General features: G+C 34.6%; 16 protein-coding genes. 12 read left to right on the top strand and 4 right to left on the bottom strand.

Annotated elements, in window-relative coordinates; genetic code table 11:
• Positions 1-5: 5 nt before the first annotated feature.
• From porU to ABWH96_RS04755, 4 genes are all read left to right on the top strand, one after another.
• Complete coding sequence (porU, locus tag ABWH96_RS04740) at positions 6-3,383, top strand: type IX secretion system sortase PorU (protein ID WP_375580348.1); 3,378 nt, start codon at positions 6-8, stop codon at positions 3,381-3,383.
• The gene (gene porV / locus ABWH96_RS04745; protein WP_375580349.1) at positions 3,380-4,582 is read left to right on the top strand and encodes a type IX secretion system outer membrane channel protein PorV; all 1,203 of its coding nucleotides are present in this window, start codon (positions 3,380-3,382) and stop codon (positions 4,580-4,582) included. The genes porU and porV overlap by 4 nt, the downstream gene beginning before the upstream one ends.
• Positions 4,583-4,626: 44 nt before the next feature.
• Positions 4,627-5,886, top strand: a complete 1,260-nt coding sequence (locus ABWH96_RS04750) for a M16 family metallopeptidase (protein WP_375580350.1) — start codon at positions 4,627-4,629, stop codon at positions 5,884-5,886.
• An 82-nt stretch (positions 5,887-5,968) separates the two neighbouring features.
• On the top strand, positions 5,969-6,574 hold the full coding sequence (locus ABWH96_RS04755; RefSeq protein WP_375580351.1) for a YkgJ family cysteine cluster protein: 606 nt from the start codon (positions 5,969-5,971) through the stop codon (positions 6,572-6,574).
• A gap of 87 nt (positions 6,575-6,661) precedes the next feature.
• On the opposite strand, the gene lpdA is transcribed toward ABWH96_RS04755, so the two are convergent.
• The 4 genes from lpdA to ABWH96_RS04775 form a co-directional block, all read right to left on the bottom strand.
• Positions 6,662-8,065, bottom strand: a complete 1,404-nt coding sequence (gene lpdA, locus ABWH96_RS04760) for a dihydrolipoyl dehydrogenase (protein WP_375580352.1) — start codon at positions 8,063-8,065, stop codon at positions 6,662-6,664.
• Positions 8,066-8,154: 89 nt separating this feature from the next.
• Positions 8,155-8,508: a four helix bundle protein gene (locus tag ABWH96_RS04765; RefSeq protein ID WP_375580353.1), complete on the bottom strand. Its 354-nt coding sequence runs from the start codon at positions 8,506-8,508 to the stop codon at positions 8,155-8,157.
• Positions 8,509-8,622: 114 nt separating this feature from the next.
• On the bottom strand, positions 8,623-10,230 hold the full coding sequence (gene odhB, locus ABWH96_RS04770; protein WP_375580354.1) for a 2-oxoglutarate dehydrogenase complex dihydrolipoyllysine-residue succinyltransferase: 1,608 nt from the start codon (positions 10,228-10,230) through the stop codon (positions 8,623-8,625).
• Between the two features lie 28 nt (positions 10,231-10,258).
• Positions 10,259-12,991 carry a 2-oxoglutarate dehydrogenase E1 component gene (locus tag ABWH96_RS04775; RefSeq protein WP_375580355.1) on the bottom strand — a complete coding sequence of 911 codons (2,733 nt, stop codon included), beginning with the start codon at positions 12,989-12,991 and terminating at the stop codon, positions 10,259-10,261.
• 324 nt (positions 12,992-13,315) lie between these two features.
• Between ABWH96_RS04775 and ABWH96_RS04780 the strand changes: the two genes are divergently transcribed.
• The 8 genes from ABWH96_RS04780 (at position 13,316) to carB (ending at position 23,169) form a co-directional block, all read left to right on the top strand.
• The gene (locus ABWH96_RS04780) at positions 13,316-16,291 is read left to right on the top strand and encodes a two-component regulator propeller domain-containing protein (protein WP_375580356.1); all 2,976 of its coding nucleotides are present in this window, start codon (positions 13,316-13,318) and stop codon (positions 16,289-16,291) included.
• A gap of 131 nt (positions 16,292-16,422) precedes the next feature.
• Positions 16,423-17,043: a 30S ribosomal protein S16 gene (locus tag ABWH96_RS04785; RefSeq protein ID WP_375580357.1), complete on the top strand. Its 621-nt coding sequence runs from the start codon at positions 16,423-16,425 to the stop codon at positions 17,041-17,043.
• Between the two features lie 12 nt (positions 17,044-17,055).
• Positions 17,056-17,604: a ribosome maturation factor RimM gene (rimM, locus tag ABWH96_RS04790; RefSeq protein ID WP_375580358.1), complete on the top strand. Its 549-nt coding sequence runs from the start codon at positions 17,056-17,058 to the stop codon at positions 17,602-17,604.
• Positions 17,594-18,274, top strand: coding sequence for a tRNA (guanosine(37)-N1)-methyltransferase TrmD (gene trmD / locus ABWH96_RS04795; protein WP_375580359.1), 681 nt, complete (start codon positions 17,594-17,596; stop codon positions 18,272-18,274). Before rimM ends, trmD begins: the two co-directional genes overlap by 11 nt.
• Positions 18,275-18,374: 100 nt before the next feature.
• Positions 18,375-18,725, top strand: a complete 351-nt coding sequence (gene rplS / locus ABWH96_RS04800) for a 50S ribosomal protein L19 (RefSeq protein WP_375580360.1) — start codon at positions 18,375-18,377, stop codon at positions 18,723-18,725.
• Positions 18,726-18,844: 119 nt separating this feature from the next.
• A complete protein-coding gene (locus tag ABWH96_RS04805; RefSeq protein ID WP_375580361.1) occupies positions 18,845-19,684 on the top strand; it encodes a UbiA family prenyltransferase in 840 nt (279 codons plus the stop codon).
• Positions 19,677-20,279: a class I SAM-dependent methyltransferase gene (locus ABWH96_RS04810; RefSeq protein ID WP_375580362.1), complete on the top strand. Its 603-nt coding sequence runs from the start codon at positions 19,677-19,679 to the stop codon at positions 20,277-20,279. Before ABWH96_RS04805 ends, ABWH96_RS04810 begins: the two co-directional genes overlap by 8 nt.
• Positions 20,280-20,355: 76 nt before the next feature.
• Positions 20,356-23,169, top strand: a complete 2,814-nt coding sequence (gene carB, locus ABWH96_RS04815) for a carbamoyl-phosphate synthase large subunit (RefSeq protein WP_375580363.1) — start codon at positions 20,356-20,358, stop codon at positions 23,167-23,169.
• Positions 23,170-23,238 lie beyond the last annotated feature (69 nt).

Here is a 23,238-nt window from a genome sequence, read left to right on the forward strand (position 1 = left end):
TATTAATGAAGTACCTCCTAAGTGTTATATTGACCATTTTTGCTTGTCATCACCTCTGTAGTCAATCTATTTTTGAAAAAGACGGACTTATAAAAGTGGCTACTGATACTGAAGGAGTGTATAAAATTGATTTAGCTTTTATCGAATTAATTGGATTAAATGCTCAAGAAATTAATCCCAATAAAATTCAAGTTTATGGAATGCCAGGTGGGCATATTCCTCAATCAAATGCTATTGACTATCCTTATGATCCACAGGCAATTCCAGTCAAGGTAGAAGCAAATGCGAATGATAATTTTGAATCCGGAGAATTTATCTATTTTTATGCGGATGCAGTTCAGAATATAAATTATGATTTTGAAGACGGGATATATAAGTATAGTAATAATCTTTACAGTGATCATCTATTCTTTTTTATCGATTTTAATGCGGATGAAGTAAATAAGATTGAAACGTTAAATTCAAGCGAAATCCAGGCAGATAAAATAATTGATTGGTTTGATGCTGTTTATTTTCATGAGGTTGATAAAACCAACATTTTACGATCAGGAAGGCAGTGGTTTGGAGAATCCTTCAGTGTGAATAAAACACAAGATTTTTCATTCCAATTATCTAATGAATTGGTAGAAGGTAAAGAAGTTGTTTCAACAACTCGATACATGGCTCAAACCTATAATGCCGCAAATCTAAATATTGGTCTTAATGATTTTGATTTAGCTTCGGAAGAAATGCCAACAGTTTCAGATTTCACCATATTCCCATACAGGAAGAAAGGTGAAATCATTTTAAATCACTCAACTTTATCCACTTCATTATTGTCAGGAAATGAACTTAATGTACAAATCTCTCATGAAGCTCTGGGTTCAGGTCGGTCTGATGGATACCTGGATTATATTTTTCTGAATGTCCCCCAAAAGCTTGAGTATGATGACGAGCAAATAGTTTTACGAAATAGGGAATTCCAACAAGCAGGAAATTATCAATTATATTTTCAGGAGCTCAGTTCGTCTCATTTTGTGTGGGATGTGAGTGATTTGATGAATTATAAAACATTAAATTTCCAACATCAGACTTTTAATTTTTCTCAATCAGAAGATGAAGGGGAAAGGAAATTTGTAGTTTTTGATGAGTCAACTGCCTATGACCTTTCCTACATAGGAGAAGTTGGTTCTCAAAATTTGAAATCTGGTGCTACGCCCGATTATTTGATAATAGCTTTTGATGATTTTGTTTCAGAGGCTCATCAATTAGCTAATTTTAGGAGAGAGCACAATAACTATGAGGTGAAAATAGCGAGCGTAAGTGAAATTGCCAATGAATTTGGCTCAGGCAGGAGAGATGTATCTGCCATACGAAACTATATAAGGTATTTTTATAATAAAAATCCCGATAAATTGAAATATGTATTAATGTTAGGGGGGGCTTCTTATGATTATAAAGACAGAGTAGCTAATAACACTAATTTTGTGCCAGTTTATCAATCCAGAAATTCATTACATCCCGTTTTAACTTATGCTTCAGATGATTTTTATGGATTTATGGATGAGTCTGAAGGGATATGGGAAGAGGGATTTGATAATATAGATGATATTGATGTGGGGATAGGTAGAATTCCTGCCAAATCAAGAATAGAAGCCTCAAATGCTGTCCATAAGATTATTCATTACGAAAGTAGCCCACAGGTTTTTGATAAGTGGAGGAATGATTTATATTTCATTGCTGATGATGAGGATGGCAATATATTTCATAGAGACTCAGAGATATTAAGTAATTATGTGATTGATAATTTTGGGTTTTATAATATCAATAAATTGTATTTAGGCGCTTTTGAGCAAGAAATTTTTGCTAGTTCTCAGCGATCTCCAAAAATGAGGGATGCAATAAATGAGATGGTCGATAAAGGGGCATTAATCGTGAACTATATTGGCCATGGTTCGGAAAACAGTTGGACGAACGAATCTATTTTGAGTAAAAGCATGGTCGATGAATGGAGTAATTTGGATCGATTGCCGCTTTTTGTGACGGCAACTTGTGAATATGGAAGGTTTGATAATCCAAACGTAATTTCGGGTGCTCAAGAGATGCTATTAAAACCGGATGGAGGTGCCATCGCATTGCTAACCACTTCTCGTCCAGTTGAATCTAGCTCTAATGCTACTCTTAATCGCTCATTTTTTGAACATGTGTTTAAATCTGATGGTGGAAACCCTCAAAAATTAGGGGATATTATTAAAAACACCAAAAACTCAGGTATTGTAGGAGTTAAGAATAGAAATTTTATTCTCTTGGGTGATCCTGCTGTAACTTTAGCAGAGCCTAATAATAATTTAAAAATAGAAGGAGTAGTGAATGAAGAGGGTGTTACGGATACAATTAATAGTATGTCAAAAATTACTGTTAGTGGTATTGTGGAATCTCCTTCTGGTCAAAAACTTAATGGTTTTAAAGGAGAACTTACTGCTGAGTTTTATGATAAACCAACTGAAAGAAGTACCATTGACCCTGCAGAAAATGAGTTTGATTTTTTAACCTACGATAAAATTATTTATAGAGGAAACTCTTCAATTATTGATGGAGAATTTGATTTCACATTTTATGTCCCAAAAGAAATAGATTATAGAATTGATAAAGGAAAATTCAGTCTTTATGCAAATCAGGAGGAGAGTTTAGAAGATGCTAGTGGATTTAATGATAGTTTCTCAGTAGGAGGGAGTAGTCCTATGACTAATCAGGATAATGTTGGGCCAGATATTAATATATTTTTAAATGATCGCGATTTTAAAGCAGGCGGAAAGACGGGTAGCAATGTTGAATTGATCGTGGATTTATTTGACGAGCATGGAATAAGCATATCCAATAGCAGTGTAAACCCAGGGATCACAGTGTCTATAGATGGTAATGTTGCTATTAAATTGAATGATTTCTTTTATTATAATCTTGATTCCTACCAAGAAGGATCAATAAATTATAATATTTCTGATCTATCTGAAGGGAATCACTATCTGACGATTACTGCGCTTGATGTTTTCAATAATAAATCAAAATCAACAATCGAATTTCAAGTAGTGGGGAACGAAGAACTTTCCATATTAGATTTCAGTATGTTTCCAAACCCAACAAGTGAAGAAGTGAATTTTAGATTGAGACAAAACAGAAAAAATGAAGAAGTTGAAATAAATTATCATATACTTAATAATCAAGGTCAAACCATTTATTCTCATAGCTATCAAACAACAGATGACTTCCGAGAAGATAAATGGAACCTAAAAGATAAAAATGGAAGAAAACTTTCGCCTGGAATATATTTTGTGCGGGTTTTTCTTCGTTCTGTAGAAGATAATGCAAAAACTAACCAATTTAAAAAGCTAATTGTAATCAATTGAGTATATTTGAAGTAAACCAAGATAAAATGCGAGCAGCAAGATTAATAATTATTACCGCTATAACATTTTTTTCAAGTGCGGCCATAGGGCAAATAACTGGCCCACCCACTACAGTTTCAGGGCAAGATGCTGAAAGAAATGTAATTACTACCGCTATGCCTTTCCTTTTAATATCTCCTGATTCACGTTCAGCAGGTATGGGAGATGTAGGGGTAGCCCTATCAGCTGATGCCAATGCCATGCAATGGAATGCAGCACGATTAGCATTTGTAGAAAATGAAATAGGTGCATCAATTTCATATTCACCATGGCTGATGAGTATAGGAGTTACTGATATGTCAATATCATATTTAAGTGGTTATTACAGATTAGATAAAGAGCAAGTAGTGGGGATTTCCATGAAATATTTCGATTTAGGAAATATCTTTTTTACGGATGATGGAAATACGGGTACTGATTTTTCTCCTAAAGATTTTTCAATTTCTGCTGCTTATTCTAGAAAACTGAGTGATAATTTAAGTGCTTCTTTAACGGGTAAGATAGCAAGGTCAAATTTATTTGGAAACTATACCAATAATAACCAATCAAATCCTAGTCCTGCAACTGCTGTTGGAGTTGATTTAGGCGTTTTTTATACGAAAGACTTGCTGTTTAATGGAAAGGATTCTGAGTTTTCTTCTGGTTTGCAAATTGCGAATATTGCAAATAAAGTTTCTTATAGTGGAGATGATAATGAGCAATTTTTACCCATTAATTTAAAAATAGGATCAGCTTTTACTACAAATTTAGATCCTTATAATAAATTAACTGTATCCCTTGATTTTAATAAATTAATGGTCCCTACTCCTAATGCAGAAGACACAACTACTGCAACATTGTTAGAAGGTATGTTCGGATCATTTGGGGATGCGCCAGGAGGTTTTCAAGAGGAGATAAGAGAAATCACGATTTCTTCAGGAGTTGAGTATTGGTATAATAATGTGTTTGCAGTTAGAACAGGATATTTTTATGAACATATGACAAAAGGAGGTCGCCAATATTTTACAGCTGGCTTAGGCTTCCGATATCAGGTACTAGGGTTAGATTTTTCTTATTTAATCCCTACTAAACAAAACAATCCTTTAGCTGAAACACTTAGATTTACTGCAGTCTTTAAATTTGAAAGCTTAGGAATGGCTAAAGCTTCTGTTGCAGAATAATTAGACCCTAAAATTTCTTATCATATTAAATTATTTTCTTAAGTATGCTCGATAGACAAGTAGCTCCAAAGTCCTTTATGTTAAAAGATTTGTCCTTAACAAAACCAAAAATAAAGGAATTGTCAAATGGAATGTCTGTTCATATAATTCAGGATGAAACCAATCCAGTATTGAAGATTGATGTGTTATTTCCAGCGGGAAAAGTCCATGATGAGAAGCCAGCTCAATCTTTAATTTGTGCGAAAGTGATGGTAGAGGGGACTAAAAGCTACCGTGGAAGCGAGCTACAGGAACTTTTGGATCATTATGGTGCACATTTAGATGTGTCGGTGGATTACGACTATACAACTGTAAGCTTATTATGCCTCAAAGAGCATATACATTCACTCTTGCCAGTATTGAAAAGTGCCATTACCGAACCTTTATTTGATAATGAAGATTTTGAAAAAATTAAGCTTCAACAACTGCAGAAAATAAGAGTTAATAACCAGAAAAATGCCTTAATAGCTACTAAAAACTTAAGAAAAAAGTTACTTAATGGCACTCCTTATTCCAGCACATTAGAAGAGGAATATATTAATGAAATTAAAATAGAAGACATTCAAAATTATTTTAATCATTTTTTCACTTTAAAGCCTGATTTCATTGTTGCTGGAGATTTTGATAATAATATTTTTGATTACTTCGAGGAGCATTTGGGGATGCTTGAATTTTCTAAAATTGAAACTGATTATAAAAGCCAATTATCTCCCATAATTAGTGATGATTTAATTAAACGAGAAGGATCTGTTCAGGCCTCTATAAGAATGGGAGCAATCTCCATAGCTCGTTCTCATCCTGATTATTTTGATTTATCCATAACAAATGAAATATTGGGAGGCTATTTTGGTTCTCGATTAATGAAAAACATTAGGGAGGATAAAGGTTATACTTATGGTATTTATTCTGTTTTAATTAACTACAAGCATTTGGATTATCATATTATCGGTGCAGATGTGAAAATTGATCATGTTGAAGATACTGTTTCCGAAGTTTATAAGGAAATGGAGGAGTTAAAAACAAATCCTGTACCTGCAGGAGAAATTGAAACTATAAAAAACTATATGCTGGGTAAAATAGCCAGCAGTCTTGATACAGTTTTTCACCAATCAGAAAACTATAAATCTAAGCTTGCGGAAGGAGCTGATTATTTGAGTTATTTTGAAGATTACGTTAATAGTATACGAAATATCACCTCAAGTCGTATTTTAGAGATTAGTAATAAATACTTTTCTGATAAATATTGTGTAGTAAAAGTGGCTTAAACTAATTTCTTTATTTACTAAAAATATTTACGGATAAAATGAATTGAATGATCGTTTTTCAATCTACATTTGCATCCTAAATATGACAATCAAACATAAAGTTTTAGCGGTAGAAAAATTATTCAAACGTCTTGATAATGAGATTACTGAATTCAGAAAAGAATCTGGCATCTATTGTTTTTCTGGGTGTGGAAAATGCTGTAATAAACCAAATATAGAGGCATCACCACTTGAATTTCTTCCTTTAGCCTTCCACTGGTTTTCCCAAGGAAAGGCAGATGAAATGCTGCAAAAGTTGGAAGAAAACCAATCGCTCAATTGTATGGTCTATCAACCCCTTTCTGTTGATGATCAAAATCAGGGTCATTGTGGAGAGTATCAATACAGAGGATTAATTTGTAGGCTATTTGGCTATGGAGCAGGCAAAGATAAATATGGTCAACTTCGTATGGTTACTTGTAAACTGATTAAGGAAAATCAAGTTGAAAATTATGAGAAGGCTGTAGAAATGCTGAAATCAAAATCTACAGTTCCTGTATTTTCCGATTATTACCAAAAGTTGATGCAAATTGACTTCAGGCTGGCAAAAGATATGTTGCCTATAAATGAAGCTATTCAAGCAGCTTTGGAGGCTTTAATGCAATACTATGCTTACAGGGCTTTTCCAGCAGGGAAAGGGGTGGCTTAAAAATATTTGGATTTTAAAACAAGAAACCCGAAAGAGCAATCTTTCGGGTTTTAGTTTATTGTCTAGTATTTAGAGTTTAGACTCTAATCACATATGAATAGGCCTATTGTCAGTAGCCGCTAAACAAGCTTCTTTCACAGCTTCCATATAAGTTGGATGCGCATGAGACATACGAGAAACATCTTCAGCAGATGCACGATATTCCATGGCAGTAACTCCAGCTGCTATCATATCAGCCGCTCTAGCACCAATGATATGGATTCCTAAAATCTCATCTGTCTTTTTATCAGCAATTACTTTTACCAATCCTTCCATATCGCCACTTGCTCTGGCTCTACCTAGCGCTTTGTATGGAAAAGAACCTGTTTTGTATTCAGTTCCTTTATCTTTTAATTCTTCTTCAGTATAGCCTACTCCTGCCACTTCTGGCCAAGTGTACACTACATTCGGGATTAATTTGTAATGGATGTGAGGTTTTTGACCTGCCATGGTCTCGGCAACGAAAACTCCTTCTTCCTCGGCTTTATGGGCTAGCATTGCACCTCTCACTACATCTCCGATTGCATAAATATTATCAACTTCAGTTTTTAGATCTTCATCAACAGAAATCCTTCCTTTATCATCAGCTTTAAGTCCTGCAGCTTCTAAATTCAGACCTTCAGTATAGGGCTTTCTTCCAACAGCTACTAAGCAATAATCACCTTTAATAGTTTCTTCTTTGCCTTTATCAGTTTCAAAGGTAACCTCCACTTCTTTGCCTTTATTTTCAACTTTGGTCACTTTATGCTTCAGCTTCAAGTCCATGCCGAGCTTTTTCATGCTCTTTTTCATTTCCTTGCCCATAGTGCTATCCATGGTTGGGATAAGGCTGTCCATAAATTCAATCACCGTTACTTTAGAGCCAATTCTTTTATAAACTGATCCTAATTCAAGTCCTATAACTCCACCACCAATCAAAATTAAATGCTTTGGTACTTCCTTTAATTCTAAGGCTTCGGTGCTGCTGATCACTCTTTTCTTATCAAATTTCGCAAATGGAAGCTCTACCGGTTTTGAACCTGTAGCAATAATTACCTTGTCAGTACTTAGCTCTTCTTTTTTACCATCAGATTTAGTGACTACAACCGTATTTTTGTCCTTAAAAGAACCAACACCAGTGTGAACATCAATCTTATTTTTCTTCATTAGATAAGCAATGCCGTCAACATTCTGCTTCACCACGTCTGCTTTGCGGTTAATCATTTGTTTGATATCCACTTTTAAGTTGCTAAGATTAATTCCATGCTCTTTAAAAGTAGTTTCTGCATTGTGATAATGCTCAGAAGAATCCAACAATGCTTTTGACGGGATACAGCCTACATTAAGGCAAGTTCCACCAAGCGTATCGTATTTTTCAATAATGGCTGTTTTCATCCCTAGTTGTGCACAACGGATAGCAGCTACATAACCACCAGGACCGGAACCAATTACTGTAACATCGTACTTGCTCATTTTTTTATCTAGTTAACTCTGCAAATTTAATTGCTTTAATTCACAGAATGATTTATTATTTTATTTCTAATTGTCTTATGTTTCAAGTTTTAAGTTGTAAGTTTTTTCTGGAAATGAAAAATCATTTTCTTCAGTTGGTTAATTTTGTTTAAAGTTTTATTGTAACTATCAATTTGAATGTATTGAAAGTTATATGATAATTCAACTTGAGTGTCTAGTTCAAAAAGTGAACCCATAGCAATACCTAAAAAATTATTAAACTCTTTACTGCCATTTCTACCAGCTCCTTCTGCTATGTTTGAAGGAACTGATATCGATGATCTCCTTATTTGTGAAGTAAGTCCATATTTTTCTTCAGGTGGAAATTTTTGTGTTAACTCATAAATATTCTGGGTTAATTCCATGGATAATTTCCAAATTCTTAATTTTCTGTAATCTTGCATATTATATTTATTTGATTGAAAAATTAATATAATGATTTTAGCAGAAAATAAATATTGAAAATTAAAACCACAACATACAACCTACAACTTAAAACCTATTACCTAAACCCAAATTTAAATACCTAAAAGTAGCCTAGTCGGATCCTCCAACAATTCTTTCACCCTAACCAAGAAGCTAACAGATTCTTTACCATCAATAATTCTGTGGTCATAGCTAAGGGCTACATACATGATCGGCCTAATTTGTACCTCACCATTAATTGCTACAGGTCGTTCTACTATATTATGCATACCTAAAATTGCTGATTGTGGCGCATTGATGATTGGTGTTGAAAGCATAGAACCAAAAATGCCACCATTGGTAATAGTGAAAGTTCCACCTGTCATTTCATCTATACTTAATTTACCATCTCTAGCTTTTACGGCTAATCTTATCACCTCTGATTCTACCTCATTAAATGAAAGCTTTTCAGCATTTCTGATAACAGGAACCACCAAACCTTTAGGAGAAGAAACGGCAATCGACATATCTACATAGTCACTATAAACCATTTCATTTCCGTCAATTGAAGCATTCACAGCTGGAAATTCTTTCAATGCCATCGTGCAAGCTTTTGTAAAGAATGACATAAAGCCTAAGCCAACTTCATATTTCTCTTTAAATTGCTCTTTATATTTTTTACGTAAATCCATGATAGGCTTCATGTCCACTTCGTTGAAAGTGGTCAGCATAGCCGTTTCGTTTTTCACGCTTACCAATCTGCGGGCAACGGTTTTACGCAAGCTCGACATTTTCTCTTTTCGCTGCTCACGATTACCACTCGAATCTGGAGAAGGTAATTTTTCCGTCTCTATTCCTGAGTCGGATGATTTACTTTCTTTTGTTTCTGGTTTGGATGATTGCTTTTCTGCATTTTCAGCATCCTCTTTGGTGATTCTACCATCTTTCCCGCTTCCTTTTATATTGGAAGGGTCAATTCCTTTTTCTTTCAATATCTTGGCTGCTGCAGGAGAAGCATGACCCGTTGCATAGGTTTCTTTCCCATCATCCTGAGATTCAGAACTAGAATCGCCTTCTGAAGAACTTTTCTCTGAAGAAGATTCACTTGGAGCCCCACCTTCAGCCACTTCAATTTTACAGATAGTAGCACCAATTTCTATTGTGTCATCTTCTTGCGCAACAATTTGTAAAAATCCATTTGCTTCAGCAGGTAATTCAAAAGTGGCCTTGTCAGATTCAACTTCCGCAATTACTTCATCTAACTCTACATAATCTCCATCTGATTTCAACCAAGAACTTATAGTGACTTCTGTGATGGATTCACCAACGGTAGGGACTACCATTTCATGCACTTCACCCGTCTTTTTCGGTTCACTGCTTGAAGAAGAACTTTCTTTCTTTTCCTCCTTGGGTTCTGCTTTTTCTTCTTTATTATCTTCTTTTTTGTCCTCAGATTTTTCTTCTGATTTGGATCCACCGCCTTTGGCATCTTCATCTATCTCGCAAATGACTGCGCCAACTTCAACAGTTTCGTCTTCTTGAGCCTTAATTTTCAATACACCGGAAATTTCAGCAGGCAATTCAAAAGTTGCTTTATCTGATTCCAGTTCTGCAATGATTTCATCTTGTTCAACAAAATCACCATCTTTTTTTAACCATGAGGCAATGGTTACTTCCGTGATTGATTCGCCTACTTCTGGTACTTTTATTTCTAAACTCATGTTTCTCTGAATTCTGTCTTAAAAAATTTTATTTCTTTGTGTCAAATGCTTTTTCAACTAATGCTTCTTGTTCTGCTTTATGTACTTTAGCATAACCAGTGGCCGGTGATGCACTTGATTTTCTTGATATCAATTGTAAACCTGCTTTATTAGCTATAGTTCTAAGCATATAAGTCCAATAGCCCATGTTTGAAGGTTCTTCTTGTACCCAAAATATTTCAGGATCTTTGAATTTTTTCAATGCATTATCTATTTGGGTCATCGGGAAAGGGTGTAATTGTTCAATCCTAATAATTGCAACATCCTTTCTTTTGTCGTTTTGTTGTTTTTCAAGTAAATCATAATAGACCTTACCAGTACACAACAGTACTCTTTTTACGTTTTTATTAGTCACATAGTCATCTTCATATATTTCTCTGAATTTACCTTCAGTGAATTCTTTTATAGGAGAAATTACTTTTGGATGACGTAGTAATGATTTAGGGGCAAATTGGACTAGTGGCTTTCTAAACTCCCACTTTACTTGTCTTCTAAACATATGAAATAAGTTAGCAGGCGTTGTGATATTGGTCACTACCAAATTCTCTTCAGCCGCTAATTGCAGAAATCTTTCGGGTCTGGCATTTGAGTGCTCAGGGCCTTGACCTTCATAACCGTGTGGTAGTAACATTACCAATCCGTTCATTCTTTGCCATTTACTTTCAGCTGAGGTAATAAATTGGTCAATCATAACCTGTGCTCCGTTGGCGAAATCGCCAAATTGTGCTTCCCAGATTACCAAAGCACTTGGAGTAGCCATGGCATATCCATATTCGAATCCTAAAACACCAAATTCAGATAATAATGAATTGTATATTTTGAAATTCTGCTTTTGATTTTCCTCAATATGATCCAGATTACAATAAGGCTCATTAGTTTCTGCATCAAAAAGGTAAGAGTGCCTATGCGAGAAAGTTCCTCTTTTTACATCTTGGCCAGACATTCTAACAATATTACCATCTGCAAGTAATGATCCGTAAGAAAGTAATTCAGCATCTGCCCAATTGAGCATTTTCTCATCAAAGAAATTTTTCTTACGCTCCTTTAAGAGTTTATCTATTTGTTTTAATGGCTTAAACCCTTTAGGTAAAGTAGTTAAAGCTTTTCCTATTTTGTCTACCAATTCTTGGGAAATTGAAGTGTCAGGTGACTCTATAAAGTCTTCTGATTTAGCTCTTCTCAATTGCTCCCATTCTTCCTCAATTTTTTGAGGCTTATACGGTAGTGGTTTTTGTTTTACTTCATTTAGCCTATCCTGAAGTTGCTTTTTGAAATCCTTCTCAAGTTTTTTAACAGAATCGTTGTCCAAGTCACCTCTCTCTGTCAGTTTTTTGACATAAACCTCTCTAGGATTAGGGTGCTTAGCAATTTTGTTATAAAGTTTAGGTTGAGTGAACTTAGGTTCATCACTTTCATTATGACCATGTCTTCTGTAGCAGAGCAAATCAATGAAAATATCTTTTTGAAATTTATGTCTGTATTCTACCGCTAAATTTGCGGCAAAATTTACTGCTTCTGCATCATCACCATTCACGTGCAAAACAGGAGCATCTATCATTTTGGCTATGTCTGTACAGTATATCGAAGAGCGAGCATCATCATAATCAGTAGTAAAACCAACTTGATTGTTGATAACGAAATGAATTGTTCCTCCTGTTGAATAGCCCTCAAGCAAAGACATTTGAGTGGTTTCATAGACAATTCCTTGTCCTGCTACTGCAGCATCTCCATGAATTAGGATTGGTAATGCTGCATTAACATCTTCACCGTATTCATCATCAATTTGTGCTTTGGTATAGCCTAATACTACAGAATTTACTGCCTCAAGGTGAGAAGGGTTAGGAGTTAATTTAACATAAGATTTTTCACCATTTGATGTTTCCAAATAGCTTGAATAACCCATATGATATTTTACATCACCATCTCCCATGGTTAAATCAGGATCAGTGCTTCCCTCAAACTCAGAGAATATTTGCTCATAAGTTTTATTCATGATGTTGGCTAAAACATTTAGCCTCCCACGATGAGCCATGCCGATCACTACTTCTTTAGTGCCTAATTCAGAAGAGCGATTAATCACTTTGTCTAGAAATGGGATAGTGTTTTCACCACCCTCAAGTGAGAATCTTTTTTGTCCTAAAAATTTTGTGTGAAGGAAGTTTTCAAATACTACCGCTTCATTCAATTTAGAGAGTACTCTTTTTTTCTCATCTAATTTTGGCTGATAGTCGCCTTTAGAACTCTCCGCTTTATCTGTAAACCAATCCACGATTTTAGGGTCACGGATGTGCATATATTCAAACCCTATGGAACCGATATAAATTTTGTCTAAAGCTTCAATTATGCTTTTAAGGCTTGCTTTTCCAAGACCAATTTCTTGACCAATAGAGAATTCTTCTTTCAAATCTTCCTGCTTTAATCCAAATTCTTCCAGACTAATTCTGGCGTCATGGGGTCTTCTGTCTCTTACAGGGTTTGTCTTTGATTTCAAATGACCACGCATTCTGTAAGCTTGGATTAGATTACGAACCTGAGTTTCCTTTGAAGAAACTCTTGTTTCAGATGCTTGTCCATTTCCGCCAAAATCCTTTTGTGAAAACTCAAATCCTTCAAAGAATTTTTGCCAAGAATCATCAACTGATTGGGGGTCTTTTTTATAAGATTGGTAAAGTTCCTCTATGTAGTTGCCATGGGCGTTAGCAATATATGTGTATTTATCCATTATGGAATTGTTTTATTTTTCGATAAGCAAATATAATCACTTCTAAAATACTATTGAAATTGCATAAGCGATTAAACAATTTGAAAAGGTTGTCAAGTATTTAGCTTGTTCTAACGCTATGAATCTTCATTTGTTGAGGATATTGAAAAATTATGGATGTTGAGGTGAAATTTAAAAATGTTTGTTTAATCAGATATTTTTTGTAATTTTTAAAGAATCATTTCATTATTCGTATAAATTCTGTTTTTTTAATTTCAGGACATGATTGGGACTAACTTTCGAAAATATTGTTTTACGGTTTTCTTGTTTTTGAATTCTGTATGTTTGATTTATTCCCAGTCTTCAGATAAAAATTATGTACCTCTTAAGCGTTTAATGGCTACAGAATGGTCGGCAAAGTCTGCAGGTTTAGTTGCTAATAATGTAACTAGTGTTATGCAATCGCATTCAGGCTATATCTGGTTAACGACTTATAACGGGATACAAAAATTTGATGGATACAAAACAGTTACTTTTGGTCAAAATGAAATACCCTTTTTAAGAAGTAGTGGTTTTAGAAATATCTATCACAGCCCTACTGATCATACCCTTTATTTTTCTTCTCAAAGTAGTGGTCTCGTTAAGTATAATGAGTTAGATGGCTTCTATCAGCTTAATGCTGAAAATGGTGATATGCCTTCTTCTGTTGAGGATGTTTTAATAGACCGAAGAGGAGATATGTGGATTGGATCTGTGAATGAAGGCTTGTTCTTATTTTCAGGAGATAGTATTGTTAAATTTCAAAATGAAATATTAGAAGCTAGTAACATCTTGGCAATATATGAATCAAAAAGCAATGAATTATTTGTAGGGACTGAAGGAAATGGGCTATTTGTAATAGAAAACCATAAAGTAAAAACTAACTATACTATTGAAAATGGACTAAATAGTAATATAGTTAACGTAATTTCTCAAGTTGGTGATACTATAATTGCTGGGACCCAATCAGGAATGAACTTTCTTTTTAATGATACTTTAAGGACTATTAGTTTTATGGAAGGGGAGTCCGTAAATGCACTCCTTCATTCAAATCAATTTTTGTGGGTAGGTTCTGATAATGGTCTGGGGAGAATTAATTTAGTAAATAATACCACAGAATTTATTTCGTCATCAGGGTATATTGATATGACTAGAATCAATGATATAACGCTTGATTCTGAAGGTAGCTATTGGTTGGCTACAGGTAAAAATGGTATGGTGCAGCTTAAGGAAACAGGTATTATAAATTACAATCTTTTTGATGGGCTAGAGAACGACAACATTAATATAGTGACTGAAAGAAAGAATGGAGAAGGTTTCTTTATTGGCTGTGATGACGGCAATATTTTCATTTTGGATTCTAATCAAATTAAACCATATGAAATAAATAATACTATAAAACCAACTGGTATAAGAGATGTATATGAACAGAAAAATGGGACTGTATGGATTGCTAGTTATAAAGGATTGATTAGAAAAAGAGGAACAGAAGAGAAATTATATGGATTATCTGATGGATTACCTTCTCTTGATTTGAGAAGGATTTTGGAAGATGAGAAAGGTAATATATGGGTAGCGAGTCGATCGGGCGGATTAATAAAAATTCAAAATGAGGAAGTTGTAAAGGTTTATAATCGAAATAATGGTTTAAAAGCAGATTTTATTCTAAGTATAGAAGAAGATAAAGAAGGGAATTTGTATTTAGGGACACATAGTGGAGGGGTAGCTATTTTAAATTCTGCTGGGCAGATTAATAATATATCCTTAACTAATAATGATCAAGGGATCATTGTTTTTAATACTCATGTCTGTAATCCTGATTCTTTTTGGGCAGTAACTACTGCGGGTATTTTTTATTTAAATAGGGAAATATCTCAAGAATTGAAATTTGCCAGAAGCTATACTAGTTTAAGTATTTTTGATTGGCTTGAGGACAATAATGGAGATGTATGGTTGACAACTAATAGAGGTGTGATCAGTGTCAAGAAAGAAGAGATTGAATTGTTCTTAAAAAACCCTAATCACAAAGTAAAATCACGACTAATTACAGAAGCCGATGGTATGTACGATGACGAATGTACAGGTGCAGTTCGTTCTTTAAAGTCAAAAGACGGGAACTTATTTGTTCCTACACTTGGTGGGATTAGTATTATTTCCCCAGATAAAATGAATACAAATACTAAGCTTCCAAATGTTTATATAGAAAATTTAAAAACACAAGACAGCACTTATGAAAATCAAACTAATATTGAATTAAATTCAAAAGTCAATAGATTTAAATTTAATTATACTGCTTTAAGTTTTTTAGCTCCAAATGTTACTAGATTTAAATATAAGCTAGAGGGCTTCGATTCTGAATTTACTGAAGTCTCAGGAATAAGGTCTGCTGAGTATACCAACCTGCCACCTGGAGAGTATACGTTTTTGTTGTATGCGACTAATAATCATGGCTTATGGACTCAAAATCCTGCTAAATTTCATTTTGAGGTAAAGCCGGCATTTCATGAAACTTTTTGGTTCTATTTGTTATTGGCATTGATTATTTTCTTTTTGATTTATGCTATTTACAAATGGCGTGTCAGTGGTATTCAACAAATGAATAAAAAGCTCATTAAGGTTAATAGTGAACTTGACGGATTTGTCTACAGTGCATCTCATGATTTGAGATCCCCATTAGCTTCCTTGTTAGGTCTGATAAATTTATCTCGAACAGACCCAGAGAATTCATTTGATTATTTGAATAAGATGGAGAAGAGCGTGAAAAGATTAGATGACTTTATTTCAGAAATCATAGATTTTTCAAGTAATGAGCGTAAAGAGGTTGTTTGTGATGAAGTAGATTTTAAGCATATCACTCAAAGTATAATTGATGAATTATCTTTTTTGGATACTGATGATAAGGTTAAAAAGGAAGTTGATATTATTCAAAAAGGTGTTTTTAATAGTGACAAAAGAAGAATAGCCGTAATTTTCAGAAATTTAATATCAAATGCGCTGAAATATTATGATGATTCAAAGGATCAACCTTATTTGAAAATTAAAGTAGATTCCAATGCTGAGAAAGCAATAATTTTAATTGAAGATAATGGAATTGGAATTGCTCAGAATGAGCAGGAAGAGGTTTTTAAAATGTTTTATAGAGCAACAGAAAGAAGTACTGGCTCTGGCTTAGGGCTTTATATTATTTTAGAAACGGTAGAGAAGCTTAAAGGCTCTATAAAGATGGAATCTGAAAAATTTGTAGGTACTAAATTTCACATTGAAATTCCATTTTATCAATAATTGGCTCAATTTGAAGTAGGCTATATTTAAAATTCATAAGCTATTTACAATTACAATCTTTTTTCATTACCTTTGCGAACTAAATAAAAGAGGGACGTGATCCCTCGTGATTGCTAAAACTAAAATAAGAAATGGCAGTAAAAATCAGATTGGCCCGTAGAGGTCGAAAAAAAATGGCAATGTACGATGTAGTCGTAGCCGATGCCCGTGCACCACGTGATGGTCGCTTTATTGAAAAAATTGGTACTTATAACCCAAATACGCCAGTTGCAGCTATTGAGTTGGACAACGATAAGGCTTTTCAGTGGTTAATGAATGGTGCCCAGCCAACCGATACGGTTCGAGCTATGTTATCATACCGTGGCTTACTTTATAAGAAACACTTACAAATTGGTGTGATTAAAGGTGCCATGTCTCAAGAAGATGCTGATAAGAAATTGGAAGCATGGATGAAAGACAAAGAAGCTACGATTAAAGGAAAAGAAAAATCATTAGCAGATAAAGCAGCAGCTGATAAGAAAGCTAGATTAGAAGCTGAGTCTAAAGTGAATGAAGCTAGAGCTGAAGCTATTAAGAAGCGTCAAGAAGAAGCTGAGGCTGCCGCCAAAGCTGCAGAAGCTCCTGCTGAGGAAGAAGCACCTGCTGAAGAGGAGGCAAAAGAAGAAGCTCCTGCAGAGGAAGCATCTACTGAAGAAGCTCCAAAAGCTGAAGCATCTGAGGAGAAATCTGAAGAAGAAAAGAAAGAAGATTAATATTCTTCAGCCATGAAGCTTGACCAATGCTTTCAATTAGGTATGGTACTAAAGCCTCATGGTTTAAAAGGAGAATTATATATTTCTCTGGATACTGACTATCCGGAAGATTATCAAGAAATGGAATCAGTATTCTTGTTGCAAAACGGAAAGCTGGTTCCTTTTTTTATTGAGCATATCCAACTTAAGCATAAAGAGGCTCTGTTAAAGTTTGAAGATGTTGATGATAAGGATGCTGCTTTAGCTATAAGAGGCTGTACTTTACATTTGCCCTTGACGGAATTACCAGAATTAACAGGAAATCAATTTTATTTTCATGAAATAAATGGATTTCAAGTTGAAGATACTGAAAAAGGTATGTTGGGGGTAGTGAAAGAAGTCTTTGAAGCAGGACATCAAGACTTGATTGGCATGGACTATAAAGGTAAAGAAGTGCTTATTCCAATTAATGATGATGTTGTTTTGAATGTGGATAGAAATAAAGCGATTTTAAAAGTAAGCTTACCAGTAGGCTTGTTGGAATTGTATATGGAGGAAGAAGATAAACAAGATGAGGATTGATATTATCACATGTTTACCAAAGCTTCTAGAAGGTCCGTTTTCTGACAGTATCTTAAAGCGAGCTCAGGAAAAAGAGCTAGTTGAGATTCATGTTCATGATTTAAGAACTTATTCTAAGCATAAGCAAAGAAGTATTGATGATTATGCTTATGGTGGCGGTGCTGGCATGGTTTTGCAGATAGAACCTATAGCAGCAGCTATTGATGATTTAAAATCACAAAGAACTTATGATGAAGTGATTTATATGAGCCCGGATGGTGAGCAGTTTACGCAAACTTTAGCAAATCAATTAGCACTGAAAGGAAATCTATTGATTCTTTGCGGGCATTATAAAGGAGTGGATGAAAGAGTTCGTCAACATTATATAACCAAAGAAATAAGCATAGGAGATTATGTGATTTCTGGAGGGGAGTTAGCAGCAGCAGTAGTGACAGATGCCATCATCAGGTTATTGCCAGGTGTACTGTCTGACGAAACTTCTGCTTTAACAGATTCTTATCAAGATGGGTTGTTAGCGCCACCTGTTTATAGTCGACCAGCCGAATTTAAAGGCTTAAAAGTGCCTGATGTTTTATTGTCAGGCCATGCCGCCAATATAGAAAAGTGGAGATTTGAGCAGGCAGTGAAAAGAACAGAGGAGCGAAGACCAGATTTATTGAAAAAAGAATAAAAAAATAAAGTTTAGGGATGCAAAGAATAAAATTATCCTTATATTTGCACTCCATTTTTCGGGCAAGTACCGAAACCATTATCGGAAAAAAGAAAGAGCCATGAGCGATTTGATCAAAGAAATTGAAAAAGAATATCACGAAGCAGTAAGTAAATTTCCTGATTTTAAGGCAGGTGATACTGTGAATGTTCACGTGAAAATTAAAGAAGGAAATAAGGAGCGTATTCAGCAATACCAAGGTGCTGTAATCCAAAAAAGGGGTTCTGGTAACTCTGTTACTTTCACTGTAAGAAAAGTATCTAGTGGTATTGGTGTTGAAAGAATTTTCCCTTTAATCTCTCCAGCTATCGATAAAATCGAAGTAGTGAGAAGAGGTTCAGTAAGAAGAGCTAAACTATACTACCTAAGAGGTAGAATGGGTAAATCTGCTAGAATTAAAGAGAAAATCTAAGCAATATTCGAAAAGTATTCGAGGCGATTATGGAAACATAATCGCCTTTTTTTTCGTTGAAAATCAGATTTAACTCGATTAAATGTATTAAATCTTAGATTTATTCTACTTTTACATTGATGTTTACTAAGTTTTATCAATACATAAGGGCCTTTAGTTTGGATGTTGTGGCAGGTGCTGTAATTAGTGCCCGGTGGATTGGTAATTACTTTAATGCAGACATACCTTTTGCTGCTATTCTGGCATTAGGCTTGACGGTTTGGATCATCTACACCATTGATCATTTACTTGATGCCAGAAAGATAAAATCCAAAGATGCTTTATTTAGACATATCATTCATTATAAGAATGCTCCCTACATTTTTGGTTTAATAGCCATAGTTTCTATGGTGTTAATTTTTGTGTTACAAACTCTTAAACCCTTTTTGATCGGATATGGGCTTGCTTTAGGTTTTGCAGTATTTTGCTACCTCATTTTTGTCCATTTTATAAGAAAAAAAGTTTATTGGGGAAAGGAATGGTTTATTGCACTTGTTTATGCTACAGGGATATGTCTACCCACTTTTGCCTACATTCAAAGTATACCTCCCATTTTAATTTATTTCTGGATCCAATTATTTATACTGGCAAGCATCAATCTTATTCTCTTTAATATGATTGAATATAAGGTGGATAAAAAACTGGGTTTTAATTCTTTTGCTACAGTTAAAGGGGCTGATTTTTCGAGAAGAGTTATTTTATTTTTGCTATTTTCTTTTGTCGTAATTTGGTCTTCATCTTTCTTATTCTTCAAAGCAGAAGAGCTGCTGGATTATCAAGCCATGTTTATTTTAATGGCTTCAGTTTTGGCTATGGTGCTAAGTAAAGAGGTGGTTTTAAGACAAGAAGAATGGTATCGAGTTATAGGCGATATAGTTTTCGTACTTCCCATAATTGAAATCATATTGATTGATGGCTGATTTTAATCGAATTTCGTCATTATATGATTTTTTGAAAATTTTAGTTTTTGGTAAGCAGCTTGAGAAAGCTAGCAATCATTTTTTAAATCAAATTTCATCAAATAGTAGTGTCCTTATAATAGGAGGAGGCACGGGGAAAATTTTACGGAATTTTAGTTCAACCCATCAAATAAAATACCTTGAACTTTCTGAAGCCATGATTAGAAAAGCAAAAAAGATAAATTCCGAAGCAAAAGTGGAGTTTATCCAAGCTGATATTTTAAAATGGGTAACTAATGAAAAATATGATTTAATTGTCACGTCCTTTGTGTTGGATTGCTTTAATGATAGTCAACTGAACGAAATTCTTCCTAAACTTAAAAACATATTAAAAAGAGATGGTAAATGGATACAAACAGATTTTTATCCTAAAAGCAGCACTCATAAATTATTGATTAAAATCATGTATGTGTTTTTTAATATCACAACGAATTTAAATGTGAAAAAACTAGCTGATTTTAATTCACTTTTCGAAAAGCATAATTTTATTTTCAAGAGAAATGCCCTTTTTTACCATTCTATGGTAGAAAGCAAAATTTATCAAAAGATTGATTGACCATCTCCTTTCGATTTCGGATTTATCATCTTAATTTTGCCCAATTTATTTAGCCCCGAAAAAAATAAAAAAGCTCATGCCTAAAGACAACAGTATTAAGTCAGTACTCATCATCGGTTCAGGTCCTATCATTATTGGACAAGCCTGCGAATTTGATTATTCAGGTTCTCAAGCCTCTCGTTCATTACGAGAAGAAGGAATTGAAGTAACGCTCATCAATTCCAATCCTGCTACCATTATGACAGACGAGGTAACAGCCGATAATATTTATTTAAAGCCGCTGACTAAAAAATCAATCATTGAAATTTTAGAAAAGCACGACATCGATGCTGTTTTACCAACTATGGGTGGACAAACAGCTCTGAATCTTGCTATCGAATGCGATAAAGCTGGTGTATGGGATAAATATAAAGTGAAGATGCTCGGAGTGGATGTAGATGCCATTGACACTACTGAAAACAGAGAGCTTTTCCGCTTAAAAATGAAAGAATTGGGCGTTGGCGTTTGTGATGGCGAAACGGCTACTTCCTTTTTACAAGGAAAAGAAATTGCTCAAAGAATTGGATTTCCATTAGTAATTAGATCCTCTTTTACTTTGGGAGGATTAGGAGGTTCTATCGTGAAAGACCCTGCAGAGTTTGATAATGCACTAAAAGATGGTTTGCATTCTTCTCCTATCCATGAGGTATTGATTGAGCAAAGTATTTTAGGATGGAAAGAATACGAATTGGAAATCCTTAGAGATAATATAGGGAATGTAATTGTGATCTGTTCTGTAGAGAATTTTGATCCTATGGGTGTACATACTGGAGATTCAATCACAGTCGCACCGGCTCAAACCTTACCTGACACTGTTTATCAGGAAATGAGGAATTTGGCCATTAAAATGATTAAAGGTATCGGAAATTTTGCTGGTGGTTGTAATGTACAATTTGCGGTAAACCCTGAAAATGATGATATCATAGGAATTGAGATCAATCCAAGGGTTTCTCGTTCTTCTGCCTTGGCTTCTAAGGCAACGGGTTATCCAATAGCCAAAATAGCTGCTAAATTGGCTATCGGTTATGATTTGCATGAGTTAAAAAATCAAATTACCAAAACCACTTCTGCCTATTTCGAGCCTTCTTTAGATTATGTAATCGTAAAAATTCCACGTTGGAATTTCGATAAATTCCCTGGTTCTGATAGAAGATTAGGTTTCTCCATGAAATCAGTAGGTGAAGCAATGGGAATTGGAAGAAATTTTCAGGAAGCCCTACAAAAAGCTTGTCAATCTCTCGAAATCAAAAGAAATGGATTAGGGGCTGATGGAAAGGAGCTTAAAAAGCAAGATGAATTATTATATAGCCTGGAAAACCCGAGTTGGAACAGATTATTCCATATTTATGATGCCTTTAAGTTAGGAATCCCTTTCAAAACTATTCAAAAGCTGACCAAAATAGATAAATGGTTCTTGGAGCAAATCGAAGAGCTTTTGGTGTTGGAAAAAGAAGTGGAGAAATATTCCATCGATACTATTCCAAAGGAATTGATGATGGAAGTGAAGCAGAAAGGCTATGCTGACAGACAAATTGCCCACTTGGTTCATTGCCTGGAAAGTGAAGTTTATAAGAAACGTCACGAAATGGGCATCAAGCGAGTATATAAATTGGTAGATACTTGTGCCGCAGAATTTGAAGCGCAAACTCCTTATTACTACTCTACCTTCCAAGAGGAAAATGAGTCAGTAGAAAGTGGCAAGAAGAAAGTTATCATTTTAGGTTCGGGTCCAAACCGAATCGGTCAAGGAATTGAATTTGATTACTCTTGCGTGCATGGTGTGTTGGCTGCAAAAGAATGCGGTTATGAAACTATCATGATTAACTGTAATCCTGAGACAGTATCTACTGATTTCGATACTGCCGATAAATTATATTTTGAGCCTGTTTTCTGGGAACATATTTATGATATCATTTTACATGAAAAACCAGTAGGTGTAATCGTTCAGTTGGGTGGTCAAACTGCCTTGAAATTGGCTGAAAAATTAAACCGATATGGTATTAATATCATCGGTACATCTTATGAAGCCTTAGATTTAGCTGAGGACAGAGGTTCATTCTCTAAATTATTGGCAGATAATGACATTCCTTATCCGAAATTTACGGTAGTGGAAGATGCGGATAATGCATTAGAAGTTTCTAAGGATATCGGATTCCCAATGTTGGTTAGACCTTCTTACGTATTAGGTGGTCAGGGAATGAAAATTGTGATTAATGAGAGAGAATTGGAAGAGCATGTGGTAGATGTTCTTAGAGATATTCCTGGTAATAAAGTCTTATTGGATCATTTCTTAGATGGAGCGATTGAAGCAGAGGCGGATGCCATTTGTGATGGCGAAGATGTTTACATTATAGGTGTGATGCAGCATGTTGAGCCTGCTGGAATTCACTCTGGAGATTCTTATGCAGTTTTGCCGCCTTATAATTTGGGAGATTTTGTATTAACTCAAATCGAAACTTACACTAAAAAGATTGCTTTAGCGCTAGAAACTAAGGGCTTGATCAATATACAATTTGCCATCAAAAATGATATTGTTTACATCATCGAGGCAAATCCAAGAGCATCCAGAACGGTGCCATTCATTTGCAAAGCTTACCAAGAGCCTTATGTAAATTATGCCACTAAGGTGATGTTGGGCGAGAAAAAAGTGAAAGATTTCAATTTTAATCCTGTTAAAAAGGGTTATGCAATTAAAGAACCTGTTTTCTCATTCAATAAATTCCCGAATGTAAACAAGGAATTAGGCCCAGAGATGAAATCAACTGGTGAATCCATCTATTTCATTGATGATTTGATGGATGATTATTTCCTTAAAATTGTTTCAGAACGAAACCTTTACTTGAGTAGGTAGTAAATATAGAATGACAAATTCCTACTGCTAAATTTGAAACTTTAGTAGTGGGAATTTGTTATTTTGTAT

The organism is Marivirga tractuosa (assembly GCF_042140215.1).
GTDB lineage: Bacteria > Bacteroidota > Bacteroidia > Cytophagales > Cyclobacteriaceae > Marivirga > Marivirga tractuosa_A.